Genomic DNA, 21,075 nt, shown 5'->3' with positions numbered 1-21,075 from the left:
GAAGTTTTCACGCCCGGGTCACGGAACCAATATACATATTCAAAGTTGAATGTTTAGCCCGCAAGGGATGACGATAAAAAGGTTCCTGCCCGGGCATGGTTACAAGCAAATCCCAAACTTCCAGCACCGGTGCGAAACCTTCGCTTGCGGTGCTTATGGCGATTTCATCTGTCAGCCCGCTTGCCATGCAAATCTACCTGCCATCCCTGGCAGGAATGATGCTGGTGTTTTCCGCGACCGCGGGCGAGATACAGTTATCCATGTCCGCTTTCTTCATCGCGGTTGCCGTATTCCAGCTCTTCTGGGGCCCCTTGTCGGACCAGTTCGGCAGACGGCCGGTCATCATACTCGGCTCAGTGCTTTTCGTGATTGGCACCGTGTTTTGTCTGTTCGCACAAAGCATCGAAGCGCTGATCGCCGCTCGCGTGATTCAAGCAGCAGGCGGCTGCACGGGACTGGTGCTCGGCCGAGCAATTCTCCGCGACCTATATAGCCCCAAGCAAGCGGCCAGCATGATCGGCTATGTCACCATGGGCATGGCAGTGATGCCGACCGTAGGGCCGGCTATCGGCGGCTTGCTGGATCATTATTACGGATGGCAGGGGGGCTTCATGCTGCTCCTGGTTTTCGGGGTTGCTACTCTTTGGGCGAGCGTTTTCCTCCTGCCGGAAACCCACATGAACCGCAATCCGGTTGGCGGGCGCCAGATCTTCAAAGCCTATGCAACGCTGTGCCGCGAACCGCTCTACTGGTGCTACACGCTGACCGCCGCTTTCAGTGCGCTTGCCTATTTCGCATACCTTGGTGGCGCTCCCTTCATTGCTGCCGATCTTCTGTCCCTGAGTGCCGGTGAAATGGGCTTCTATTTCATGTTCGTTGCGCTCGGCTATATCGCCGGCAACTTCATATCCGGCAGGTATTCCGAACGGGTCGGCCTGTTTCCCATGATCCTGGCGGGAACGCTCATCGCGATTGTCTGTGTGGCCGTCATTGCAGGGTTTACCTATTTCGGCGCTCTAAGCGCACCCAGTCTGTTCCTGCCCATGTTCCTGCTCGGCCTTGGCAATGGTGTCTGCCTGCCAAGCGCGTTGTCCGGCGCGGCAAGCGTACGGCCGGAGCTGACCGGAGCGGCTTCCGGAATGACCGCGTCCTTCCAGGTTTCCATGGGGGCGCTGGCGGGATCAGTCGTTGCCTGGCTTTATGCCCACGGCTTTCTGGCTGGGTCGCCCTGGGGAATGATCCTGGTGATGGGTGTCGGGATCGGCTTCAGCCTGATCGCAGCCCTGAGCATCCGGTTCTACACCGCACGCTCCGATATGGTAGCGGCAGAGTAGCGCTGCCGCTCCATCAACGCGCTGGTGCCTGGTGGGTTAAATTTGGAAAAACTCTGGAAGCCTTAGCCGCCCGTAACGCTCATATGCCTGGAAACGGCAGGTTGATTGCGGTTCCGGTCGATCACGAAATCATGCCCCTTGGGCTTGCGGCCAATGGCTTCGTCTATCGCCGCATTCAAGAGGTCGTTGCCTTCCGAGGCACGCAGTGGCGCGCGCAGGTCCGACATGTCCTCCTGGCCAAGGCACATATAAAGCTGTCCGGTACAGGTGACGCGTACACGGTTGCAACTTTCGCAGAAGTTATGGGTCATCGGCGTGATGAAACCGAGACGACCACCGGTTTCCTCGATTGTTACATATCGGGCCGGTCCGCCGGTCTTGTAAGGGATGTCTGTCAGCGTGAACTCCTCAGCAAGGCGTGTACGCACGGTCGACAGAGGCAGATACTGGTCGGTGCGATCCCCGTCGATCTCGCCCAGAGGCATCGTTTCGATCAGGGTGAGGTCATGGCCGTGCTCGTGACACCACTTCAGCATGGTCACGATCTCGTGCTCATTCACATCCTTGAGCGCAACCATGTTGATCTTGATCTGAAGGCCGGCGGCAGTTGCGGCGCGGATCCCGTCCATCACCTTTCCAAGATCGCCCCAGCGGGTAACGGTCTTGAACTTCTGTGGATCGAGCGTATCGATCGACACGTTTATCCGGCGTACACCGCAATCGTAGAGCTCCTGCGCATAGCGGGCGAGCTGTGAGCCGTTGGTGGTCAAGGTCAGTTCTTCAAGAGCACCGCTGTCCAGATGCCGGCCAAGGCTGCGGATCAAGCTCATGATGTTCTTGCGCACCAGGGGTTCGCCGCCGGTAAGGCGCAGTTTCCGGACACCTTTTTCGATGAAGGCAGTGCACAGGCGGTCGAGTTCTTCCAGGCTCAGGACTTCTCTTTTGGGCAGGAAGGTCATGTCTTCTGCCATGCAATAGACACAACGGAAATCGCACCGGTCGGTCACGGAGACGCGAAGATAGGTGACGGCACGGCCAAAGGGATCGATCATCGGAGCTTGCGTCTCCAACTGTCCGATTGCCGCTTGTGCCGGGACCACAATCTTGCCGTCTGTCACGTTTCGCTCTCCCATGATTTTTTCTTATCCAGATCATATGGCGTTGATGCGGACAAGATCAATTGAAACCGGACTGCAGATATCCGGTTTACGGTATCAGGTAAACTTGTCGGTGTACTCTTGTCAAATCAAGGGGAGAAATGGCGCAGCACGACCTGTATTTCAACAAGCAAGAGATGTTGACGCCTGTTGCGGCGGGCACAGTGTCTGCTCACCCTCTGACGAAAGCTGCTGAGCCGCTGTTCTACCTCCTGAGGAACGACAAAACCCTTACATCGTTGATCCGTTGGCGCTTTGCGGCGTATCTGACCAGTGGAAAGCGGTAGGAGCAGCATGACAACACTCGTTTGGTTTCGGCAGGATTTGCGCATCAAGGACAATCCCGCCTTGTTCGAAGCGGCGAAGAGCGGACGTGTCCTGCCGGTTTTCATTCTGGAGCCTGTAGAGCAGACCGGCGAAACACACCCGTTAGGCAGCGCCAGCCGCTGGTGGCTTCATCACAGTCTGAAAGCCTTGCAGGAGGACCTGCCAGGACTGGTCTTGCTCAAGGGCAGTGCAAGACATCTGATTCCCGAGGTTGCGAAGGACGTTGGCGTTGAGGCTGTCTTCTGGAACAGATGCTACGAGCCACATGCGATCGAGCGGGACACCGATCTGAAATCGTCGCTGAAAGAAGACGGATACGAGGTCAAAAGTTTCAAGGCCTCGCTGCTGTACGAGCCCTGGGAAATAGAGACGCAGTCAGGCGGCCCCTACAAGGTCTATTCGCCCTTCTGGAAAGCTGCGCGGCAGATTGAGATCGATGATGCCTTTCCGGCGCCGGACAAGCTGGAAATCGCCGACTATGACGGTGGGGAGGAACTGGAGAGTCTAGACCTTCTGCCGAAAAAACCAAACTGGGCAAAGGGCTGGGACGATCTCTGGACACCGGGCGAAGCAGGCGCTTCAGAACGGCTCGGCTGTTTTCTGGAGGAGGGGCTAAAGGGCTATGGCAAGCTTCGGAACCGCCCGGATCTGCCGAACGTCTCGCGCCTGTCGCCACATCTTCATTTCGGGGAAATCTCGCCCCGTCAGATCTGGCATGCAACGCAGGACGTCATGGACAGGAAATCGTCGCTCGGTGACGATGGAATGAAATTCCTGTCCGAGATCGCCTGGCGCGAATTTTCCCATAACCTGTTGTACCACTTCCCGAAATTGCCATCCGAAAACTGGCGATCCACCTTTGATGAATATCCCTGGAAGGAGCCGGATGGTGAGCTTGAGAAATGGCAGAAAGGACAAACGGGCTATCCGATTGTTGACGCCGGCATGCGCGAACTCTGGCAAACCGGGTACATGCACAACCGCGTGCGCATGATCGCCGCAAGCTTTCTGATCAAGCATCTCCGTCTTCACTGGCGTCATGGCGAGGCCTGGTTCCGGGATACGCTTGTGGATGCGGACCTTGCAAACAATTCCGCCGGCTGGCAGTGGGTCGCGGGATCAGGCGCGGATGCCGCTCCCTATTTCCGGGTGTTCAATCCGATCACCCAGGGCGAAAAGTTCGATCCCGACGGAGCCTATATCCGTCAGTGGGTCCCCGAACTGCGTAAGCTGGAAACGCAATACATCTTTGCCCCCTTCGACGCACCTGCCGAAGCTTTGGAAAAAGCCGGTATCGAGCTCGGCGAAACCTACCCGAAGCCGCTGGTTGATCATGCCAAGGCCCGCGAGGCGGCGCTCGAAGGCTACGAAGCCGTGAAACAGGCGGGACAAGACGACGCTTGACGGTGTCTGCGCGGTCAGTATCGTCCGCGCGCAAGTCCCGGTGTGTTGGCCGGGTGGAATCAAAGGATCCGGACATGACCGACCCGACGGCACCCTGGCCGACCGAACTACGGGTTTCGAAAGACAGGAAGAGCCTGACAGTTGCGTTCAACACGGGCGAACGGCACGAATTGTCCGCCGAGTATCTGCGGGTGTGCTCGCCTTCGGCGGAAGTGAAAGGGCACAACCCGTCGCAAAAACAGACGGTGCCCGGCAAGCGCAATGTCGAAATCATGAAGATTGAGCCTGTCGGCAACTATGCTGTCCGTATCCATTTCGACGACATGCATAATTCCGGGATTTTCACCTGGACCTATTTCCTCGAGCTTGGCAGAGACCCGGACGCCCATTGGGGTGTGTACCTGGAGGAACTGGCGCAGAAGGGCCTGAGCCGGGATCGTTGATCAAGGATTGCCCGGGCTGGCTGGCTTCAGCGGGAATCAGGTAAAAAGAGATCGGCTCGACCCACGCCATCCCCCTCCAAATGGAGCAGCAGCCGAACTGCAGGGTCAATTCATACTGGCAACCAGGTAATCGTGCGTTCGCATATGGAGGGACTGCGGTTGATGCACGCGATCTGGAGGTCGCAATATGAAACTCTCTGCACCTGTTTTCCGCCTGAAGCGTGAAGCCCGGACGCTCGCCCGAAGCAAGACCATCGCGTTGAACCGGGCGTTGGACGAAATTGCGGTTCGTGAAGGCTTCAGAAGCTGGAGCCATCTCGCATCTGTCGCTCGTGACCAGAGCCCTTCGATCAGGCTTCTGTCGGCGTTGGAGCCCGGTGATATGGTAATCCTTGGGGCGAGGCCCGGTCAGGGTAAAACGGTTCTGGGTATCGAGTTGCTCGCTGAAGCGGCAATGAGCGGAAGACCTTCCGTGTTGTTTTCATCTGAATGCACTTATTGCGATGTGAGCTCGAAGCTTTCCGGCAGCGGGTATCCCGACCTGGAAAACTCGGAAAAGTTTCAAATGGTTCTTTCCGACAGCGTGTGCGCCGGGCAAGTTAAGGAAACACTTGCTGGTTCGGCGCCGGGCACCTTAGCCGTAATCGACTATCTTCAGGTCATGGATCAGCTCCGTTCACAGCCGCCGCTCGGCGATCAGGTCGAAGACTTGAGACGGTTCGCAAAAACGCGGCGTACGACGCTTGTCTTCCTGTCGCAGGTCCATAGAAACTTTGATCCAAAGATTCGACCTCTGCCGGGGTTCAACGACATACGGACGACCAACCCGGTCGATCTGTCTCATTTCGACAAGGGCTGTTTCCTGCATCACGGCGAGATGATCCTCTCCAGGCATTGAGCAGTGATGGCTGCCAGGAAGATTGTCCGCCGGTGCCCGGCCGATGGCCAGGCACCGGTGGATGCTGTTTCAGCAGGTTCTGATGGGGCTTTGTCGCAAGAACTTTCGCTGATTAGAGCCCCAGCTCACTCAGGCCGGGGTGGTCTGCCGGGCGCGGTCCCAGAGGCCAATGCATTTTTCGCTCGTTTGCCGAAATGGCGAGATCGTTGATGCTTGCAAAGCGGCGATGCATCAGGCCGTTCGGGGCAAATTCCCAATTCTCGTTGCCATAGGAACGGTACCACTGTCCTGCCGCATCGTGCCATTCATAGGCAAAGCGTACGGCTATGCGGTTACCGGCAAAGGTCCACAGTTCCTTGATCAACCGGTACTCATGCTCCCGTTGCCACTTGTTGGTCAGGAATTCCAACACTTGCTGGCGACCGACCGGAAAATCCGACCGGTTTCGCCAGATCGTGTCCGGGGTGTAGGCAAGCGAGACTTTATCCGGGTTGCGGCTGTTCCAGCCATCCTCCGCGGCACGCACCTTCTGGCGGGCTGTTTCCAGGGTAAAGGGAGGCAGAGGCGGGCGCTGTTCTGTCATCGGGCAAGCTCCAGAGCGTAGATTTGAGGAGACGAGGACAGTCCCGCGTGAAGGCGTTCATCCACTGCCTGAGGGGCAGGACGCAGGGCCGATGTGATCAGAAGCGCTCCGGCGACGAACGCACCAAAGAGATAAAAACCACGTGGATATGCAGGTCTTGGAGAGAACATGGGTCTGCCTCGCAATGTTAAACAGATTTTAAGTGTACCGATCTGTTCAGTTACGGTTCGATATGTGTACCGATCTGTTCATGTTTGCAAGGCTCGAAGGCGCAAGGCCGGGTCATATAAATGTGATTTCAGTGTGTAACGAGGCGAAAAAGTGCCGCTTTCCAGATCTGACTTGAACGGTTGTCAGTAGATGTCTATTTACTGGTCAGTACAGAAAGGAAATTCATGCGACCAAGCAAACGCGATGAACTGGTGCGAAAGTCGCAGGCTGTCTTTTACAGGGACGGTTTCCACGCGACCGGTATGGACACGCTTGTTGCCGAAACGGGCATATCGAAGACCACGATGTTCAAGCATTTCAGAACCAAGGACGATCTGATCCTCGCGGTGTTGCGGTACCGGGACGAAACCTTTCGCAACTGGTTCCTGCGCAGGCTTGATGAACGCGATCTTCCCCCGAGGCAAAAACTGCTGGCGATTTTCGATATTCTGGAGGAGTGGTTTGAAGAAACGGGGTTCAGAGGATGTATGTTCATCAAGGCATCCGCGGAATTTCAGGACCCCGCTCACCCGGCCCACGCCCAATCAAGCGAGCACAAACGCTTGCTTTTGTCGGCGTTCAGAAGCCTTGCGGAGAATGCAGGAGCGCGAAAGCCGGACTTGCTGGCACGTCAACTTCTTCTGCTCAAGGAGGGGGCGATCGTCGCAGCGCAGATGGGGTTCGATCCGGATCCTGCAGGCGCAGCCAGGGAGGCCGCATCGGTCTTGATTGAGGCTCATATTCCGGACGCGTGAGCGGAGGCTGACCTTTAGTGGGTCGCGGAAACGCCCTCTGCCGGCGATGGTCTGATAAGGCTGATAGGTCTCAAAATGAAAAAGCCGGGAATGCCCCGGCTTTTTGTTTGCGTCAATCGATGCAAGCGGGCTTAGCGCTTGACGATGACTTTCGACCCAACGGTGACGTTGTTGTAGAGGTGGATCACGTCTTCGTTTGCAAGACGGATGCAGCCCGAGGAAACGGCTGAACCGATCGTCCACGGCTCGGTTGTGCCGTGAATGCGGTACAGGGTAGAGCCGATATACATGGCCCGTGCACCCATCGGATTGTTCGGACCACCCGGCATGTAGGCCGGCAGGATACGACCCTTTGCCCGCTCACGAGCACGCATCTGTGAGGGCGGGGTCCAGCTCGGCCATTCAGCCTTGCGGGTGATACGGTGCGTTCCGGCCCACTGGAAACCTTCCTTGCCGACGCCGACACCGTATTTCATTGCCTTGCCGCCAGGGAGGACATGATACAGTCTGCGTTCGGAGGTATCGATGATGATCGTGCCCGCAGGGTAGGGGCCGTCATATTTCACACGCTTGCGTTTGACCGGAGACGGTCCGCCCGGGTGATATTTCGGTGTGACCCAGGTGTTCGTGCTGTGGTCAAAGTAGCCATATCGCGGAGCAGCCTGAGCGGTCAGCGCAAATGCGCCCGCCAGAACCGCAACCATTACAAAAAGAAGTTTCTTCATTCCGATCCCCCATCAGCATCGGGCTTGTGCCCCAGCGATGCGATTTACAATCAAAGTGACGTTACGAAAATGTCCTTGCTTCACTCTTAATGATTATGTCGCAAAACGGTGTTCGGGAAAATCTCACGTTGATGTGAGCGTGGTTCAAGTCTGGCTTATGTGCCGAATTTGCAACGAATTTTTCGTGAAAAACGCGTTAGCGCTGCGGACGCCCGCTGAGATTGTGGAAATTTTCAGGCCTGGCAAAGGTCGATGGCAATTTTTGCTCGGATTTTGAATGTGTTGCCGTCACAATCGATTCGAATGGACGTGGGATGCCTTGCACCTTTGCAAGGGTATCGGAGACCGCAGACTGCCTGCAAATCACGGCTGAACGATAGGCAAAAAAAGAACCCGCGGCGAGGCCGCGGGTCTGGCTTTCCGGCAGGAGACGTCACTTAGCTGAGGTTCAGCTCCTTGAAGAAGTCGTTGCCCTTGTCGTCGACGACGATGAAGGCCGGGAAATCCTCGACTTCGATTCGCCAAACGGCTTCCATGCCGAGTTCCTCGAACTCGACGACTTCCACCTTCTTGATGCAGTCCTGCGCCAGACGCGCGGCCGGTCCACCGATGGAACCGAGATAGAAGCCGCCATGGGCCTGACAGGCGCGGCGCACCTGTGCGGACCGGTTGCCTTTGGCCAGCATCACCATGGACCCGCCTGCAGCCTGAAACTGGTCGACATAAGCGTCCATGCGTCCGGCCGTTGTCGGACCGAAAGACCCGGACGGCATCCCCTCCGGCGTCTTGGCAGGGCCCGCATAATAGATCGGGTGGTTCTTGAAATAGTCGGGCAGGGGCTCGCCGCTTTCCAGCCGGTCACGCAGCTTGGAATGGGCCAGATCTCGGGCCACGATCAACGGACCGGTGAGCGACAGGCGGGTCTTGATCGGGTGCTTGGAAAGTTCGCCCAGAATTTCAGACATCGGCCGGGTAAGATCGATCTTCACCACATTGTCGGACAGATGCTCGTCGGTCACCTCGGGCAGATACTTTTCCGGGTGCATCTCGAGCTGTTCCAGGAAGATGCCGTCTTTCGTGATCTTGCCGACGGCCTGGCGGTCTGCCGAGCAGGATACGGCCAAACCGATCGGCAGCGAAGCGCCGTGACGCGGCAGACGGATGACACGCACGTCGTGGCAGAAATATTTACCGCCGAACTGGGCGCCGACGCCCGTAGCCTGGGTCAGTTTGTGGATCTCTTCTTCCATTTCAAGATCGCGGAAGGCGTGTCCCAGTTCCGAGCCTTGCGTCGGCAGTCCGTCGAGATAGCGCGCGGAGGCCAGCTTTGCCGTCTTCAGATTCATTTCTGCGGACGTACCGCCGATGACGATGGCAAGGTGATAGGGCGGGCAGGCTGCGGTGCCCAGCGTGAGGATCTTTTCCTTCAGGAACTCGACGAGCCGGTTATGGGTCAGCAGCGAGGGCGTGCCCTGGAACAGGAACGTCTTGTTGGCCGAGCCGCCACCCTTGGCCATGAACAGGAATTTATAGGCAGCTTCGCCTTCGGCATAGAGCTCGATCTGTGCCGGCATGTTGTTGCTGGTGTTCTTTTCCTCGAACATGGAAAGAGGCGCGAGCTGGGAATATCGCAGGTTCTTCTTGAAGTAGGCGTCGCGGGAGCCTTCGCCGAGAGCAGCCTCGTCGGAGCCATCGGTCCAGACCCTGCGGCCCTTCTTGCCCATGATGATCGCGGTGCCCGTGTCCTGGCACATTGGCAGAACGCCATGAGAGGCGATATTCGCGTTCTTCAGAAGATCGAAGGCGACGAACTTGTCGTTCTCGGTCGCTTCCGGGTCTTCGAGGATTTTCTTAAGTTGCTCCAGGTGCCCGGGACGCAGGAAATGGTTGATGTCCTTGAAAGCCTCTTCGGCAAGCAGGCGGAGGCCTTCCGCCTCAACCACCAGCACCTCTTCGCCGTTGAACTCGGCTGTCTTGACGTGGTCAGACGTTAGTTTGCGGTAAGGCGTTTTGTCTTCACCCTGGGGGAAAAGAGCGCTGTGCTGATAGGCGGGAGGTGTGAGCGGAGCGTTCATAGGAGGCTTTCCTGATCTGGCTGCTTCCCTTTACTTTCGGAAGCGCTGGAACGTTGAGTGCTGTTCTCATACGGCAAAAAGGCTGCGGACGCCAAGTGCCGCAGCCTGATCAAATGGTCGGAACCGAAAGTCTTGAGTACCCGACAGGATGTCAGCGGATCGCCGTGAGATCCAGGGTCACGGTAACGATGTCGCCGACAGTGTCGGTGCCGACGCCGCTGCCAAGCTGATAGTCGAGCCTGTTGACGATCGCCGTGCCCTTGGCCGTTGCGGTATCGCCTTCAATGTCCAGGGTGAAATCCATTTCGACAGGCTGGGATATGCCCTTGATGGAAAGCGTCCCCGCGGCCCGATAGCTGTTGCCTTCGACAAGCTCGACAGAATCCGACCTGAATTCAGCGGTCGGGAAGTCTCCCGTATTGAACCAGTCCTTGCCCGGCAGCGTTCCGTCGAACTGGGCGTTTCCGGTCGTTGCGCTCATCGGTTTGATTTCAGCGCTGATTTTCGCGGTTTCGGGAGCTTCCGGGTCAAAATCGATGTCAGCTTCCCAGGACGCGAACACACCCGTCAGCGTGCCGCCACCCTGCTTGACTTCGAAACCGAGCTTGCTCTGGTCCGGATCGACTTTCCAGGTGTCGGCAAAGGCCGGTGCGGTGAAGGTTGTCGCCGACAGGACAGCTACGGCGTAAGAGAAATGCTTCAAAGTCATCTTCAGATTTCCAATTCGTTTTATCAGCTGTCGGCTCTGGCGGGAGCCGTCGAAATCATGCGCTTCAATGTGGCATCGCGCGCGATGAAGTGGTGTTTCAGCGCTGCGGCGACGTGAACCACGATCAGCGCGATCAGCAGATAGGCGCCGTATTCATGCAGAAGCTTGAAGAAGCTTTCTGCTTCCTCCTGCGAGCCAAGCACCCCCGGCACTGGAAGATGCGGCACAGGCAAGACATTGAACAGGACGGTCGGGATTCCCCAGGGCGACGCAGACACCATGAACCAGCCGGTCAGCGGCAGCGCGAACAGGAGCGCGTAAAGGCCGACATGACCCAGATGCGCGCCTGCTTTTTCAAGCGGGTGCATATTGTCGGGCGGTTTCGGTGAAGGGTTGAGAAGGCGCCAGAACAGACGGAAGACGGCAAGAGCCAGCACGACAAAGCCAATGGACTTGTGAAGCTGGTAGAGTTCAAACGTCGCCTGCTCGGTCTGGGGCAACTGCTGCATGTAAAGGCCGAGGCCCAGCATGCCGATGATCAAAAGGGCCATCGTCCAGTGGAACGCAATTGCGATCCTTCCATACCCGGTTGAGGTGTTGCGCAGCATGGCAGCTCCTGGAAAGCGGAGGCCGGTCAGCCCGGCCTCCGTTGGTGTTTTATCAGTTGGTCGCGTCAGCCTTGAGCGCTTCGGAATGGAAGGTCACGGTAACTTCGTCCCCTACATAGGGAACATACATGTCCATTCCATAGTCAGAGCGCTTCAGCACTGTGGATACGGCAAAACCGGCAGCTTCTTTCTTGGCCATCGGGTGCTCGCCGAATGCGGTCACGTCAACGGTCAGGGTCACCGGCTTGGTGATGTCCTTGATGGTCAGGTCGCCGGTGACTTCCAGCTGGTTGTCGCCGGTTTTCTCGACCTTGGTGCTCTTGAAGGTCGCTTTCGGGAAATTCTCCGCGTCAAAGAAATCCGCGCTCAGGAAGTGCTGGTTGCGCTCTGCCCAGAAGGTGTCGAGGCTGCCGACATCAATGGTGAATTCGATGGAAGAATTCTCAGGCTTATCCTTGTCGATCAGCAGCGTGCCTTCCCATTCACCGAACCGGCCTTCGGTCGTGGAATAACCGAGGTGGTTATAAGAGAATGACAGGTTGGCGTGGGACTTGTCGAAGTCGTAGGCAACAGGCTCGGCGAGGGCGGTGCCCGCAACGAGGGAGAGGGCAAGTGCAGAAGCTGCAAGACGGATCATGATCAAACCTCATGGATGTTTTCAGGGGCGTTCGCTCATGAACGCTGCAGCAGAAAGATAGGTCCAAAATTGTGCGGTGCAACTTGACTGACTGTTCGGTAAAGCTGAACAATAATTCAGTTGATTTCTTCGTTGTTAACCCTTTGCCTTCTTGCTTTACGTCAATTGAAGCAGCTTGCGCTCGGCTGCCCTGCCGTATTTCGAAAGAATCGGGATAAGATCCTGAGCTGGAGGCGAGTAAAAACTTCGCGCAATTAAGAGTTGTTTTTGTCGGTAAGCGTATGAAATCGCGGTGAAAGTTGAACTGTCATCATTTCATCAAGAATTTCAGGCACCTATCACGTCAACTTCCCTCTTAAAATTGGGGTCTGCCATCCCCGTTCAAGCTCCGGGCAATGATCTGGAGACTCAGGAGATATAAACGTGAAACAAGCCATCGTTGTGTGTCACCGCGGAGCCAGCCTTCAGGCGCCGGAAAACACGATCGCTTCTCTGGAAGGAGCCATCGCACTCGGCGCCGAGGTTGTGGAGTTCGACGTGCGGCCGTCGAAGGATGGTGTGCTTTATGTGATGCATGATGCGACCGTCGACCGGACGACAAATGGCACCGGACGCATTTCGGACATGACCTCCGAAGAGATCGATCGTCTTGATGCCGGTTCCTGGTTCGATGCGGCATTCGCAGGACAGCGTGTTCCGAGGCTGGATGCCTTTCTGGATGCCTGCAAGGGTCGTATCGGCACCTATGTTGAAATCAAGGAAGGTGATCCTGCAGAAATCCGCGATATGCTGGCGGCCCGGGGCATGCTGGCCGATGCTTGGACTTTTTCTTTCGACCAGGCAATCCGCGCTGAAGCGCGCGCAAAAGTGCCAGACCTGAGGCGGATGGTTCTCTACGCCCACGTTGGCTCTGTTGAACGCGCCGTTGCACTTGATGCCCACATTCTGGAGTTCCATGAAGACGATCTTGAAGAAGGCTTGATCTGCGAGGCGAAGCAGGCTGGTCTGATTACGCAGATGTTCTATGCCGGTTCTGACCGTGCCGTCTTCGAAAAAGCCGTCCGTTGCGGCATTGAGCAAATGAACATCGATCAGGTGGAAGTCTTCAGAGCCGTCGAAAGAGAAATCCTGGCACCCGTTTGACGTCCGCAGATGATCCGAAATTGCGCAAATTTACCTGCCATGGACTGCTGTGGCCCGAATTTTCAGGGGCTCGGGCCACTCTGCAGCGACAGGATGGAAAAAAATATTTCGCAGCACAGAACACCATTTAGACAGTTGCGAGCAGGTATCTAGGATTGCCGAACCTCACCAGAAGTCCAAAAAAACAATCTTGAATAGTTTTAAAATTAAAATTTTAGAGAATGTTTGAAAAGACCGGAAACGGTAGAAGAAAGAACAATTTTTACTAAAAAAATGAAACAACAAGATTTCCCTTTTCAATTCAAGTCTTGTTAACGGGCCCAGAATAGCGTGCCGGGTTTAGAAATCCGGGCCAAAAGGGGGCTCTTATGTCCAGTCGCAACATCGTCAATCGCGCAAACCAGGCAGGTTGCACTGCGGCAATTGCTGGACGTGCTGGACATTTTTGGGAAATCAAGCTCCGCGTTACTGCCTCATTCTTGCTTGCAGCCCTCGCAATCTTCTGGTTCTCGCAACAGGCATTTTCTCAAGACACGGACGCAGATGGTGCGCATTGGCACTGGTCCGTCGAACGCGTCAGCGGCCGCGTGATGGTTGAGACACGTGAAGGCGAAACCTTTGCCCTCAAGCGCGGGATGACAGTCCGAAAAGGTTGGAAGTTAAAGACCGGCGGCGGACGTGTTGTCGTCAGCCGGGGCAAGGAGACCTTTGTCGTTTCGCCAAACTCGGTCGTAACGCTTGAACCAAAAGGCGTGCTGATCAAACGGATGGTCGTCTACCAGGACCGCGGCCAGGTGGATGTTGACGTCCAGCGCCGGTGGTACAGGCATTTCAAGGTGGAAACGCCGTTTCTGGCTGCCGTCGTAAAAGGGACCCGTTTCTCCGTTCGGGTTGGAAACAGGACGGCGTCGGTCAAGGTTGGCCGGGGCGTTGTCGGTGTTCACGACTTTGCGTCAGGGGAGCGGGCGAACGTTGGCGCAGGTCAAGCTGCTGCCACCAACCCTTCGCGCCGCGTCGGACTGTCCGTCAGCGGGAAAACCAAACCGGAGGTGGAAGCCGGACCCAAGCGGGCGCCGGCCTTTCAAACACGTGTCGTGAAGAACGTTCCAGCATCTAACGCTCAGGCAAAAGCTGCCAATGGTATCAGCCGCGGCAACGCCGGCATTGCCCGCTCAGGCACCAATGGCAACTCCGGCAACAAAGGCAACTCGGGTGGCAATGGCAACTCGGGTGGTCACGGCAACGGGAACGGCAATGGTAACTCCGGCAACGGCAATTCGGGTGGGCACGGCAACGGCAATGGTAACTCCGGAAACAGCAATTCCGGAGGCAACGGAAACGGAAACGGTCATTCCGGTAACAACAGCAACTCCGGCGGCAATTCCGGCCATGGCAACGGCAATGCTGGTGGCAATGGAAATGGCAACGGCAATGCCGGTGGAAACGGAAAGGGTAAGGGGCGTTAACAGGCCCTGGCCCTTGATTGGTTTGCAGCACGCGCTCGTTTGAACCGCTTGTTCGGTGGGGTCCAGCGCTGAGTACCCAGGTAAACTTATTTGTTTCCGTCCGGGTATGAAGCGAGCCGAGTAGTTCAGTTAATTACAAAAGAATACTTAGTTCCTTTTTTCTTTGAAGAGTGTGTTTATCCCTAATAGTGACGAGCATAGGTAATATTTGCCGCCTGTCTTCACGTTAGGTTAAGCGCTAAGATGCTACACGGTTTGTGTGGCGTTTGAAAATGTCCGCGGGATTTCCGGACGGCATTCATGGTCAGTCGCAACGTGTAGAAGAGTACGATGAAAAAAGACGGTATGTATTCAGCAAAGGGAAGAGCAGCTTCACTGCTATGTATACTCTTGCTTGCAGCTCTGGTCCTGCATCCTGCTTCTGCGAATGCATCAGACTGGGTCGTGAAACGTGTATCAGGCATCGTTTATTTTGTCGCACCCGGCGTGGAAGCCTTCCGCGTCAAACAGGGCATGGTGTTCAAAAAAGGCTACACCATCGGCACACGAGCTGGCGCCCGCGCCCTGATTGCGAGAGGCGGTGAAACCATCGCCGTCGGGCCGAACACCACCTTCGCCATGTCAACCTTTCGAAGCTCAGGGGTGAAGACCACCTTGCTGCAGCGAAAAGGGACGATCGAAGTCGATGTACAAAAGCGGCGGCAACCGCATTTTACCGTTGAAACCCCGTTCTTCGCCGCAGTCGTCAAAGGCACACGCTTTGAAATCACTGTACAGGCAAAGCAGGCCCGCGTTTCCGTCGATCGCGGCGTGGTCGCGGTGGAAGACTTTGCCTCAGGCGACAGGGTGGACCTGACAGCGGGCCAATCAGCCTCCAGCGCCCCGTCAAGCAGGGTTGGTCTATCTGTTGGCGGACGCACCAAGCCTTCTGTGAAACCAGGTGCGAAGCGTGCACCTGTTTTTGAAACACCTGCGGTCAAGAACGTGCCGCCAAATGCAGCGGCTGCGAAATCTGCCAATTCCGACAAGAGCGCCCGCAAAGGCAACGACAAAGCAATTGGCAATGGCAGAGGAAACGCCAACGGCAATTCCGGTGGCAACGGTAACGGCAATTCTGGTGGCAATGGCAACGGTAATTCCGGCGGTAACGGCAATTCCGGTGGCAACGGTAACGGCAATTCCGGTGGCAACGGCAACGGCAATTCCGGTGGCAATGGCAATGGCAACTCCGGTGGCAACGGTAACGGCAATTCTGGCGGCAATGGCAACGGTAATTCCGGCGGCAACGGCAACAGCAATGCCGGCGGGAATGGCAACGGTAATTCTGGCAACGGAAACGGAAAAAACAGGAATTGACGATATTCAGGAAGCACCCAGGCGTCGCAGTGCTGTTGTCTCCTGAGTGAGAACTGAATGAGAAAGTGGGGCGGTGAGTGTGCTGATCGTTAGCTCGGAGCAGCGAAAAAGGATTGCGAGCGCGAATTTTATCGTGATCGGCGTCATCGCTGCCGTCGCTGTTCTACGATCCGTCGCTCTGACCACTGCCTTTGACCGGTTTCTCTGGGAAGTCCGCTTTCAAACCATCCAACGGCCGGTCACCGGCGATTTGGTGGTCGTCGATATTGACGCCAAAAGCTTGAACGAACTCGGTGTATGGCCGCTGCCGCGCCGCCTTTACGCAGAACTCACGGACCATCTGGCCGAAGCTGGTGCCCGCGACATCGTCTTCGATATCGACTTCAGTTCTGCCTCCAATCCGGAAGACGACGCGTTGTTCGCGGACGCCATCGAGCGCGCCGGTAACGTCAGCCTTGCCATGTTTCAGCAAGCTGCTTCAGCCGAGCAAAATGCCGGTGAAGTCGTCAACCAGCCCATCGACGAACTGCTGAAGGCGGCCTGGCCGGTCGTCGTCATGGTGCCGATGGAAACCGACAGCCGCATCTGGCGGAACCTCTACGGTTATGAGATCAACGGCAATTCGGAAATTTCAGCAGCCGCGCTCCTGGGGGAACACACCGGAAAGGCATCCGGAAGTTTTGGTCTCGACTACAGTATCTCCCTGGAAGGCCTGGATCGAGTTTCCCTCGTTGACGTCCTTAAAGGCACCACGGCCCCCGGCCTTTTTCTAGACAAGAAAGTGATCGTGGGCGCAAGCGCGCAGGAGCTTCGCGACCTCTTTCCCGTACCTGTCTACGACGTGCTGCCTGGCAGTGTTATTCAGGCTCTTGGGGTCGAAACGCTTTTGCAGAACCGGGCGATCGAAATTCGGGGCGAGTGGATCGCGGTTCTCCTCGCGGTTTTTGTCTTTTTTGTCCTCCTGCTGACCAAGGTCGAAGGCTGGGCGCTCAAGATCAGCATTCTTTCGCTGTGCGCGATCATGTTCGAAATCGCAGCCATTGCTATTCAGAAGTCGTCTCCCATTCTTTTACCGACTGCAAGCGCCCATCTGATCCTCATCCTGGCGGCCGCCAGCATCGTTATGCGAGAACTCGGCTTTCACAAATTTCTCTCGCATATTGCCAACGTCAAGCGCCGCAACAGCGAGCGCATGCTAGGTCAGGTGTTTGACGACAGCTTCGATGCAATTGTCGTTCTGCAGAGCGATGGCCGTGTGTCTGCCGCCAGCCAGATGGCGCGCAAGCTGTTTCAGAGTGAAACCCTTGTCGGCAAGGCAGCAAGGACTGTCCTGCCGCTGGAGCTGGTTGAAGAGGCTCTCTCTGTGCTTTCCAGTTCGGGGAGCCGGCAGCCGGTGACCAAGGTCCTGGATATGCGCCTGGATGACGGGCGCCGACGGTTCATCGAATATGTGGTCACGCGCTCGGAGCATACCGTCGCGAAAACGAAGAAGCTGAGCGATGTGGAAACCGAAGCGGTGGCCTGCCTCACATGCCGGGACGTGACGGAAGAAAAGGAATCCGCTGAGCGACTTGCCTATCTTGCCCGGTTCGATCCGAGCACGGGACTGTTCAACCGGAACGGTTTTGAAGAAGAGGTTGCCGCAACACTCAACCTTGCCCGCGGGACGGACGAGGACATCTGCCTGGTGCAGTTCGCGATTGCCAACTTTGACCAGATTGTTGCATCGCTCGGGTTTTCCTACGGTGACCAGCTTCGTGAAACAGTGGCAATGCGCCTGAAAAGCCACCTCTCGGCACGGGCGACATGGGGCGCCATGACCGCAGATGTATTCGCGGGCGTCTTTCGATGCGAGCGGGACCAGGATCTGGCCCTGATCGAGTTGCTTCAGGAGGTCATCGGCGAGGACTACAAGATAGAAGGCGCCAGGATCTCGGTACAGCTCAAGTTCGGGTACATAGTCTCCGACGGCGATATCACGCCTGAGCGTCTTATGAAGAAGTCCGGCAACGCACTGGCCAAGGTTCGTCGCGACAACCGTTCGCCTGTCTTGCGCTTTCTGCCGGAAATGGATGTGGCACTGCAACGGCGCCGCCAACTGGAAACCGAACTCTTCAAGGCGATAGCCCGTGACGAACTGCACATGGTCTATCAGCCGTTGACCAATCTCTCCGACGGGTCAATCTTCGGTGTCGAGGCCCTGCTGAGGTGGGACCACCGTGAACTCGGGCCGATCTCGCCCGTCGAATTCGTGCCCATTGCCGAGGAAAACGGATACATCGTCGAGCTTGGGGCCTGGGCACTGAACAGGGCCATGAAAGAAGCGATGACCTGGTCGAACCATCTCAGGCTGTCCATCAATGTGTCCGCGATACAGTTCAGCCGCGGCAATCTCGTTGCCACTGTCGGGGAAGCCTTGCAGAGAACGGGGTTCCCGTCCGAGCGTCTGGATCTTGAGATCACGGAATCCCTGTTCATCGATGAAACCCTCGATCTGCAATTTGCGATGGAGGAAATGCGAGCCTTTGGCTGCAACTTCTCGCTGGATGATTTCGGAACCGGCTATTCTTCGCTCGGGTATCTGCCGAAATATCCGTTTACGAAAATCAAGCTCGACAAGACCTTCGTGCGCGAAACCATCGCCAAAAAACAGGATGTTTCGGTGATTGAGGCCGTGCTCCATATGGCCAAAGGTCACGAAATGTCGGTCATTGTCGAAGGTATCGAAACTGCCGAGCAGGCAGACAGGCTTCGCGAAATGGGCTGCGTTTACGGCCAGGGGTATTTCTTCGGACGTCCCATGAGTTCCGCCCAGCTTCAGTCGTTGCTGCTCCAGGCCGCATAGAGATGTCCCGGCACGAGGCCGGGACACTAAAGAATTAGAGGCCGAGGCCGCCGATGCAGCTGTATTTGACGTTCAGATAGTCATCCAGGCCGTATTTTGAGCCTTCGTTGCCCATACCGCTGTCCTTGACGCCGCCGAATGGTGCGACTTCTGTGGTGATGACACCTTCATTGACCCCGACAAGACCATACTGAAGCTGCTCCATGACGCGGAAGGCGCGGCCAAGATCCTTGGAATAGAAGTAGCAAGCGAGGCCGAATTCCGTGTCGTTTGCAAGACGGATGGCCTCTTCTTCCGTGTCGAACTTGAAGAGGACGGCGAGCGGGCCGAAGGTCTCTTCACGCGCCACTTTCATGTCGGAGCTTGCGTTGGTGATCAGCGTCGGTTCGAAAAACGTGCCTGGGCCATTCGGGCGGCGCCCACCTGTCACCAGGTCACCACCCTTCGAAAGGGCGTCTTCCACGTGGCTGGCAACCTTGTCGACCGCGGCTTCGTTGATCAACGGACCCTGTGTGACACCGTCATCAAGTCCGTTTCCAACCTTCAGCTGCGCATCCATAGCTGCCTTGAGCTTCTGCGCGAACGCATCGTAGACACCAGCCTGCACATAGAGCCTGTTGGCACAGACGCATGTCTGTCCGGAGTTGCGGAACTTGCTGGCAATCGCTCCCTCGACCGCCCGGTCGAGATCGGCGTCATCGAAAACGATAAAGGGTGCGTTGCCGCCCAGCTCCATCGAGATCTTTTTCATGTTGCGACCGGCATTACCTGCCAGCAACTTGCCGACACGGGTCGAGCCGGTGAAGGTGAGTTTGCGTAGCGAAGGATTCTCGCACATTTCCTCGCCGATTGCCGGGGCATCGCCGGTGACGATGTTGATCACGCCCTTCGGAAGCCCGGCCTTTTCCGCCATCACGCCGTAGACCAGCGCGGAGAACGGCGTAAACTCGGCTGGCTTCATGACCATGGTACAGCCTGCGGCAAGAGCTGCCCCAAGCTTGCGGGCGATCATGGAATTCGGAAAATTCCACGGCGTAATCGAGCCGACGACACCAACCGGTTCCTTGGTGACGAGAATACGGCGATCTGCCCAGGGCGAGGGAATGGTATCGCCGTAGATCCGCTTGCCTTCCTCGGCAAAGAAACGGATGTATTTCACCCCAAGCGTGATTTCACCCTTGGCCTCGGCCAGCGGCTTGCCCATTTCAGTGGTCAGAAGGACAGCCAGATCATCCAGGTTGGCCATGATAGCATCGCACAGCGCATGCATGTGGTTGGCACGGGCCTCTGCGGTGAGCGCCTTCCAGGCGGGAAGGGCGGCTTCGGCCGCTGCAATCGCTCTGGCGGTTTCAGGCCGGCCGCAGTAGGGCACGGTTCCGATTGTCTCTCCGGTCGCAGGGTTGGTAACGGCAACGGTCTGGCCGCTGTCAGCGTCGCTCCATGCTCCGCCGATAAACACCTTTTCCTTCAAGAGAGCAGCATTCAATGACATGGGTAGGTTCCTGAACCGTGGTAGGGGCAGACGCTGGTGGTCTGAAAAATCTCCCGGCGAGTAGTGCGCTCTGTCGAACACAGAAAGCGGAGCCAGAAAGTCTGGCTGAGCCAGTTTCCGGAAAGTCCCTTGAGCCCGCCTGGAGATCGTTGACCATAGAGATAGGGGGGAGGCGCGAGGTCTGGCAAGCGCTTTTCCCTGCTATGGGTACGGGTCTGCGAAAAATGAAAGACAAGATAAGACGCCGAAAACAGTTCTGTCAGCAAATGACTGATCACGTGCGGGCAGACTGCCTATGTCCCAAAGGGTGCTGAACACCATCTCGGACTGCTGAAGACCTCGACTTGAAGTCTCACGTAGGCTTTCTGTCCGTCTAAACACCGCTCTTCATCCGCTCACCTGAGAGGCGGCGAGCGGAATTTCAGGAAATGAGCGGACAGAAGAATGGATCAGCCGTCGAGCCGGTCCTGAAGTGCGGCGATCTCATCGGCAAGCGCTTGAGCCTGGCGTTGCACGCGGTCGAGGGCGACGCGCATGCTGTCGAGGTCTGATGTTGTCGAGGTTGTTTCCGAAAACGGGGGGGTACCCCGGCCCACAAGCAGCCAGGTCGGGCTGACATTCAGAACGCCGGCAAGCAGCACAAGCTTGTTGGAACGTGGCTCCGAACGGTCGCTTTCCCAACTCTGCAGAGTGGATGTCTTGATGCCCAGGCGACGCGCAAGCTGGGCAGTCGAAAGACTGGAGGCATCCCGCGCCTTGCAGATCCGCTCTCCCAGAGTGTAGTCACTGCTGTTCACCGACATGATGTCACCCCCGTCATTCCCGGCTGTCTCCGTCACCGAAAAAACGGTTTCCTCCGGATGGGACGGAGTGTTTCTTCCATTTTGTTTGATCATGGGGGCCACACT

The 21,075-nt window shown here is 56.8% G+C and carries 18 protein-coding genes; 9 read left to right on the top strand and 9 right to left on the bottom strand.

From position 1 onward, the window contains the following. The first annotated feature begins 155 nt into the window (after window positions 1-155). Window positions 156-1,334, top strand: coding sequence for a multidrug effflux MFS transporter (locus tag V1T76_RS09315; RefSeq protein ID WP_330560393.1), 1,179 nt, complete (start codon window positions 156-158; stop codon window positions 1,332-1,334). Window positions 1,335-1,396: 62 nt separating this feature from the next. Here V1T76_RS09315 and moaA read toward each other — a convergent pair whose 3' ends face one another. Then, complete coding sequence (gene moaA, locus V1T76_RS09310) at window positions 1,397-2,467, bottom strand: GTP 3',8-cyclase MoaA (RefSeq protein WP_442970102.1); 1,071 nt, start codon at window positions 2,465-2,467, stop codon at window positions 1,397-1,399. Between the two features lie 318 nt (window positions 2,468-2,785). Here moaA and V1T76_RS09305 point away from each other — a divergent pair, with 318 nt between their 5' ends. The 3 genes from V1T76_RS09305 (at window position 2,786) to V1T76_RS09295 (ending at window position 5,563) form a co-directional block, all read left to right on the top strand. Then, window positions 2,786-4,222 carry a cryptochrome/photolyase family protein gene (locus V1T76_RS09305; RefSeq protein WP_330560392.1) on the top strand — a complete coding sequence of 479 codons (1,437 nt, stop codon included), beginning with the start codon at window positions 2,786-2,788 and terminating at the stop codon, window positions 4,220-4,222. A 74-nt stretch (window positions 4,223-4,296) separates the two neighbouring features. Then, window positions 4,297-4,665 (top strand): DUF971 domain-containing protein, encoded by a 369-nt coding sequence (locus V1T76_RS09300; RefSeq protein WP_330560391.1) that lies wholly within the window; start codon window positions 4,297-4,299, stop codon window positions 4,663-4,665. A gap of 187 nt (window positions 4,666-4,852) precedes the next feature. Next, window positions 4,853-5,563 (top strand): DNA helicase, encoded by a 711-nt coding sequence (locus tag V1T76_RS09295; protein WP_330560390.1) that lies wholly within the window; start codon window positions 4,853-4,855, stop codon window positions 5,561-5,563. A gap of 112 nt (window positions 5,564-5,675) precedes the next feature. Here V1T76_RS09295 and V1T76_RS09290 read toward each other — a convergent pair whose 3' ends face one another. Beyond that, a complete protein-coding gene (locus tag V1T76_RS09290) occupies window positions 5,676-6,146 on the bottom strand; it encodes a nuclear transport factor 2 family protein (protein ID WP_330560389.1) in 471 nt (156 codons plus the stop codon). Between the two features lie 395 nt (window positions 6,147-6,541). Between V1T76_RS09290 and V1T76_RS09285 the strand changes: the two genes are divergently transcribed. Then, the gene (locus V1T76_RS09285) at window positions 6,542-7,111 is read left to right on the top strand and encodes a TetR/AcrR family transcriptional regulator (RefSeq protein ID WP_330560388.1); all 570 of its coding nucleotides are present in this window, start codon (window positions 6,542-6,544) and stop codon (window positions 7,109-7,111) included. Window positions 7,112-7,242: 131 nt separating this feature from the next. Here V1T76_RS09285 and V1T76_RS09280 read toward each other — a convergent pair whose 3' ends face one another. From V1T76_RS09280 to V1T76_RS09260, 5 genes are all read right to left on the bottom strand, one after another. Next, a complete protein-coding gene (locus tag V1T76_RS09280) occupies window positions 7,243-7,836 on the bottom strand; it encodes a L,D-transpeptidase (RefSeq protein WP_330560387.1) in 594 nt (197 codons plus the stop codon). A 437-nt stretch (window positions 7,837-8,273) separates the two neighbouring features. After that, window positions 8,274-9,911 (bottom strand): fumarate hydratase, encoded by a 1,638-nt coding sequence (locus tag V1T76_RS09275; RefSeq protein WP_330560386.1) that lies wholly within the window; start codon window positions 9,909-9,911, stop codon window positions 8,274-8,276. Between the two features lie 151 nt (window positions 9,912-10,062). Continuing rightward, window positions 10,063-10,620, bottom strand: coding sequence for a YceI family protein (locus V1T76_RS09270; RefSeq protein ID WP_330560385.1), 558 nt, complete (start codon window positions 10,618-10,620; stop codon window positions 10,063-10,065). A gap of 23 nt (window positions 10,621-10,643) precedes the next feature. Continuing rightward, on the bottom strand, window positions 10,644-11,228 hold the full coding sequence (locus V1T76_RS09265; RefSeq protein WP_330560384.1) for a cytochrome b: 585 nt from the start codon (window positions 11,226-11,228) through the stop codon (window positions 10,644-10,646). 52 nt (window positions 11,229-11,280) lie between these two features. Then, window positions 11,281-11,865, bottom strand: a complete 585-nt coding sequence (locus V1T76_RS09260) for a YceI family protein (protein WP_330560383.1) — start codon at window positions 11,863-11,865, stop codon at window positions 11,281-11,283. Between the two features lie 423 nt (window positions 11,866-12,288). Between V1T76_RS09260 and V1T76_RS09255 the strand changes: the two genes are divergently transcribed. The 4 genes from V1T76_RS09255 to V1T76_RS09240 all read left to right on the top strand — a co-directional run bounded on the left by V1T76_RS09255 (window position 12,289) and on the right by V1T76_RS09240 (window position 18,675). Continuing rightward, window positions 12,289-13,008 carry a glycerophosphodiester phosphodiesterase family protein gene (locus tag V1T76_RS09255; protein WP_330560382.1) on the top strand — a complete coding sequence of 240 codons (720 nt, stop codon included), beginning with the start codon at window positions 12,289-12,291 and terminating at the stop codon, window positions 13,006-13,008. 368 nt (window positions 13,009-13,376) lie between these two features. Next, window positions 13,377-14,474, top strand: coding sequence for a FecR domain-containing protein (locus V1T76_RS09250; protein WP_330560381.1), 1,098 nt, complete (start codon window positions 13,377-13,379; stop codon window positions 14,472-14,474). Between the two features lie 330 nt (window positions 14,475-14,804). Continuing rightward, the gene (locus V1T76_RS09245; RefSeq protein WP_330560380.1) at window positions 14,805-15,830 is read left to right on the top strand and encodes a FecR family protein; all 1,026 of its coding nucleotides are present in this window, start codon (window positions 14,805-14,807) and stop codon (window positions 15,828-15,830) included. Between the two features lie 79 nt (window positions 15,831-15,909). After that, window positions 15,910-18,675, top strand: a complete 2,766-nt coding sequence (locus V1T76_RS09240) for an EAL domain-containing protein (protein ID WP_330560379.1) — start codon at window positions 15,910-15,912, stop codon at window positions 18,673-18,675. A 34-nt stretch (window positions 18,676-18,709) separates the two neighbouring features. On the opposite strand, the gene V1T76_RS09235 is transcribed toward V1T76_RS09240, so the two are convergent. Further along, the gene (locus V1T76_RS09235; RefSeq protein ID WP_330560378.1) at window positions 18,710-20,167 is read right to left on the bottom strand and encodes an NAD-dependent succinate-semialdehyde dehydrogenase; all 1,458 of its coding nucleotides are present in this window, start codon (window positions 20,165-20,167) and stop codon (window positions 18,710-18,712) included. A 449-nt stretch (window positions 20,168-20,616) separates the two neighbouring features. Beyond that, window positions 20,617-20,970: a helix-turn-helix domain-containing protein gene (locus tag V1T76_RS09230; RefSeq protein ID WP_330560377.1), complete on the bottom strand. Its 354-nt coding sequence runs from the start codon at window positions 20,968-20,970 to the stop codon at window positions 20,617-20,619. Between the last annotated feature and the right edge of the window lie 105 nt (window positions 20,971-21,075).

The organism is Roseibium sp. FZY0029, from assembly GCF_036350355.1.
Taxonomy (GTDB): domain Bacteria; phylum Pseudomonadota; class Alphaproteobacteria; order Rhizobiales; family Stappiaceae; genus Roseibium.
This window is presented reverse-complemented; position numbering and strand designations above follow the sequence as displayed.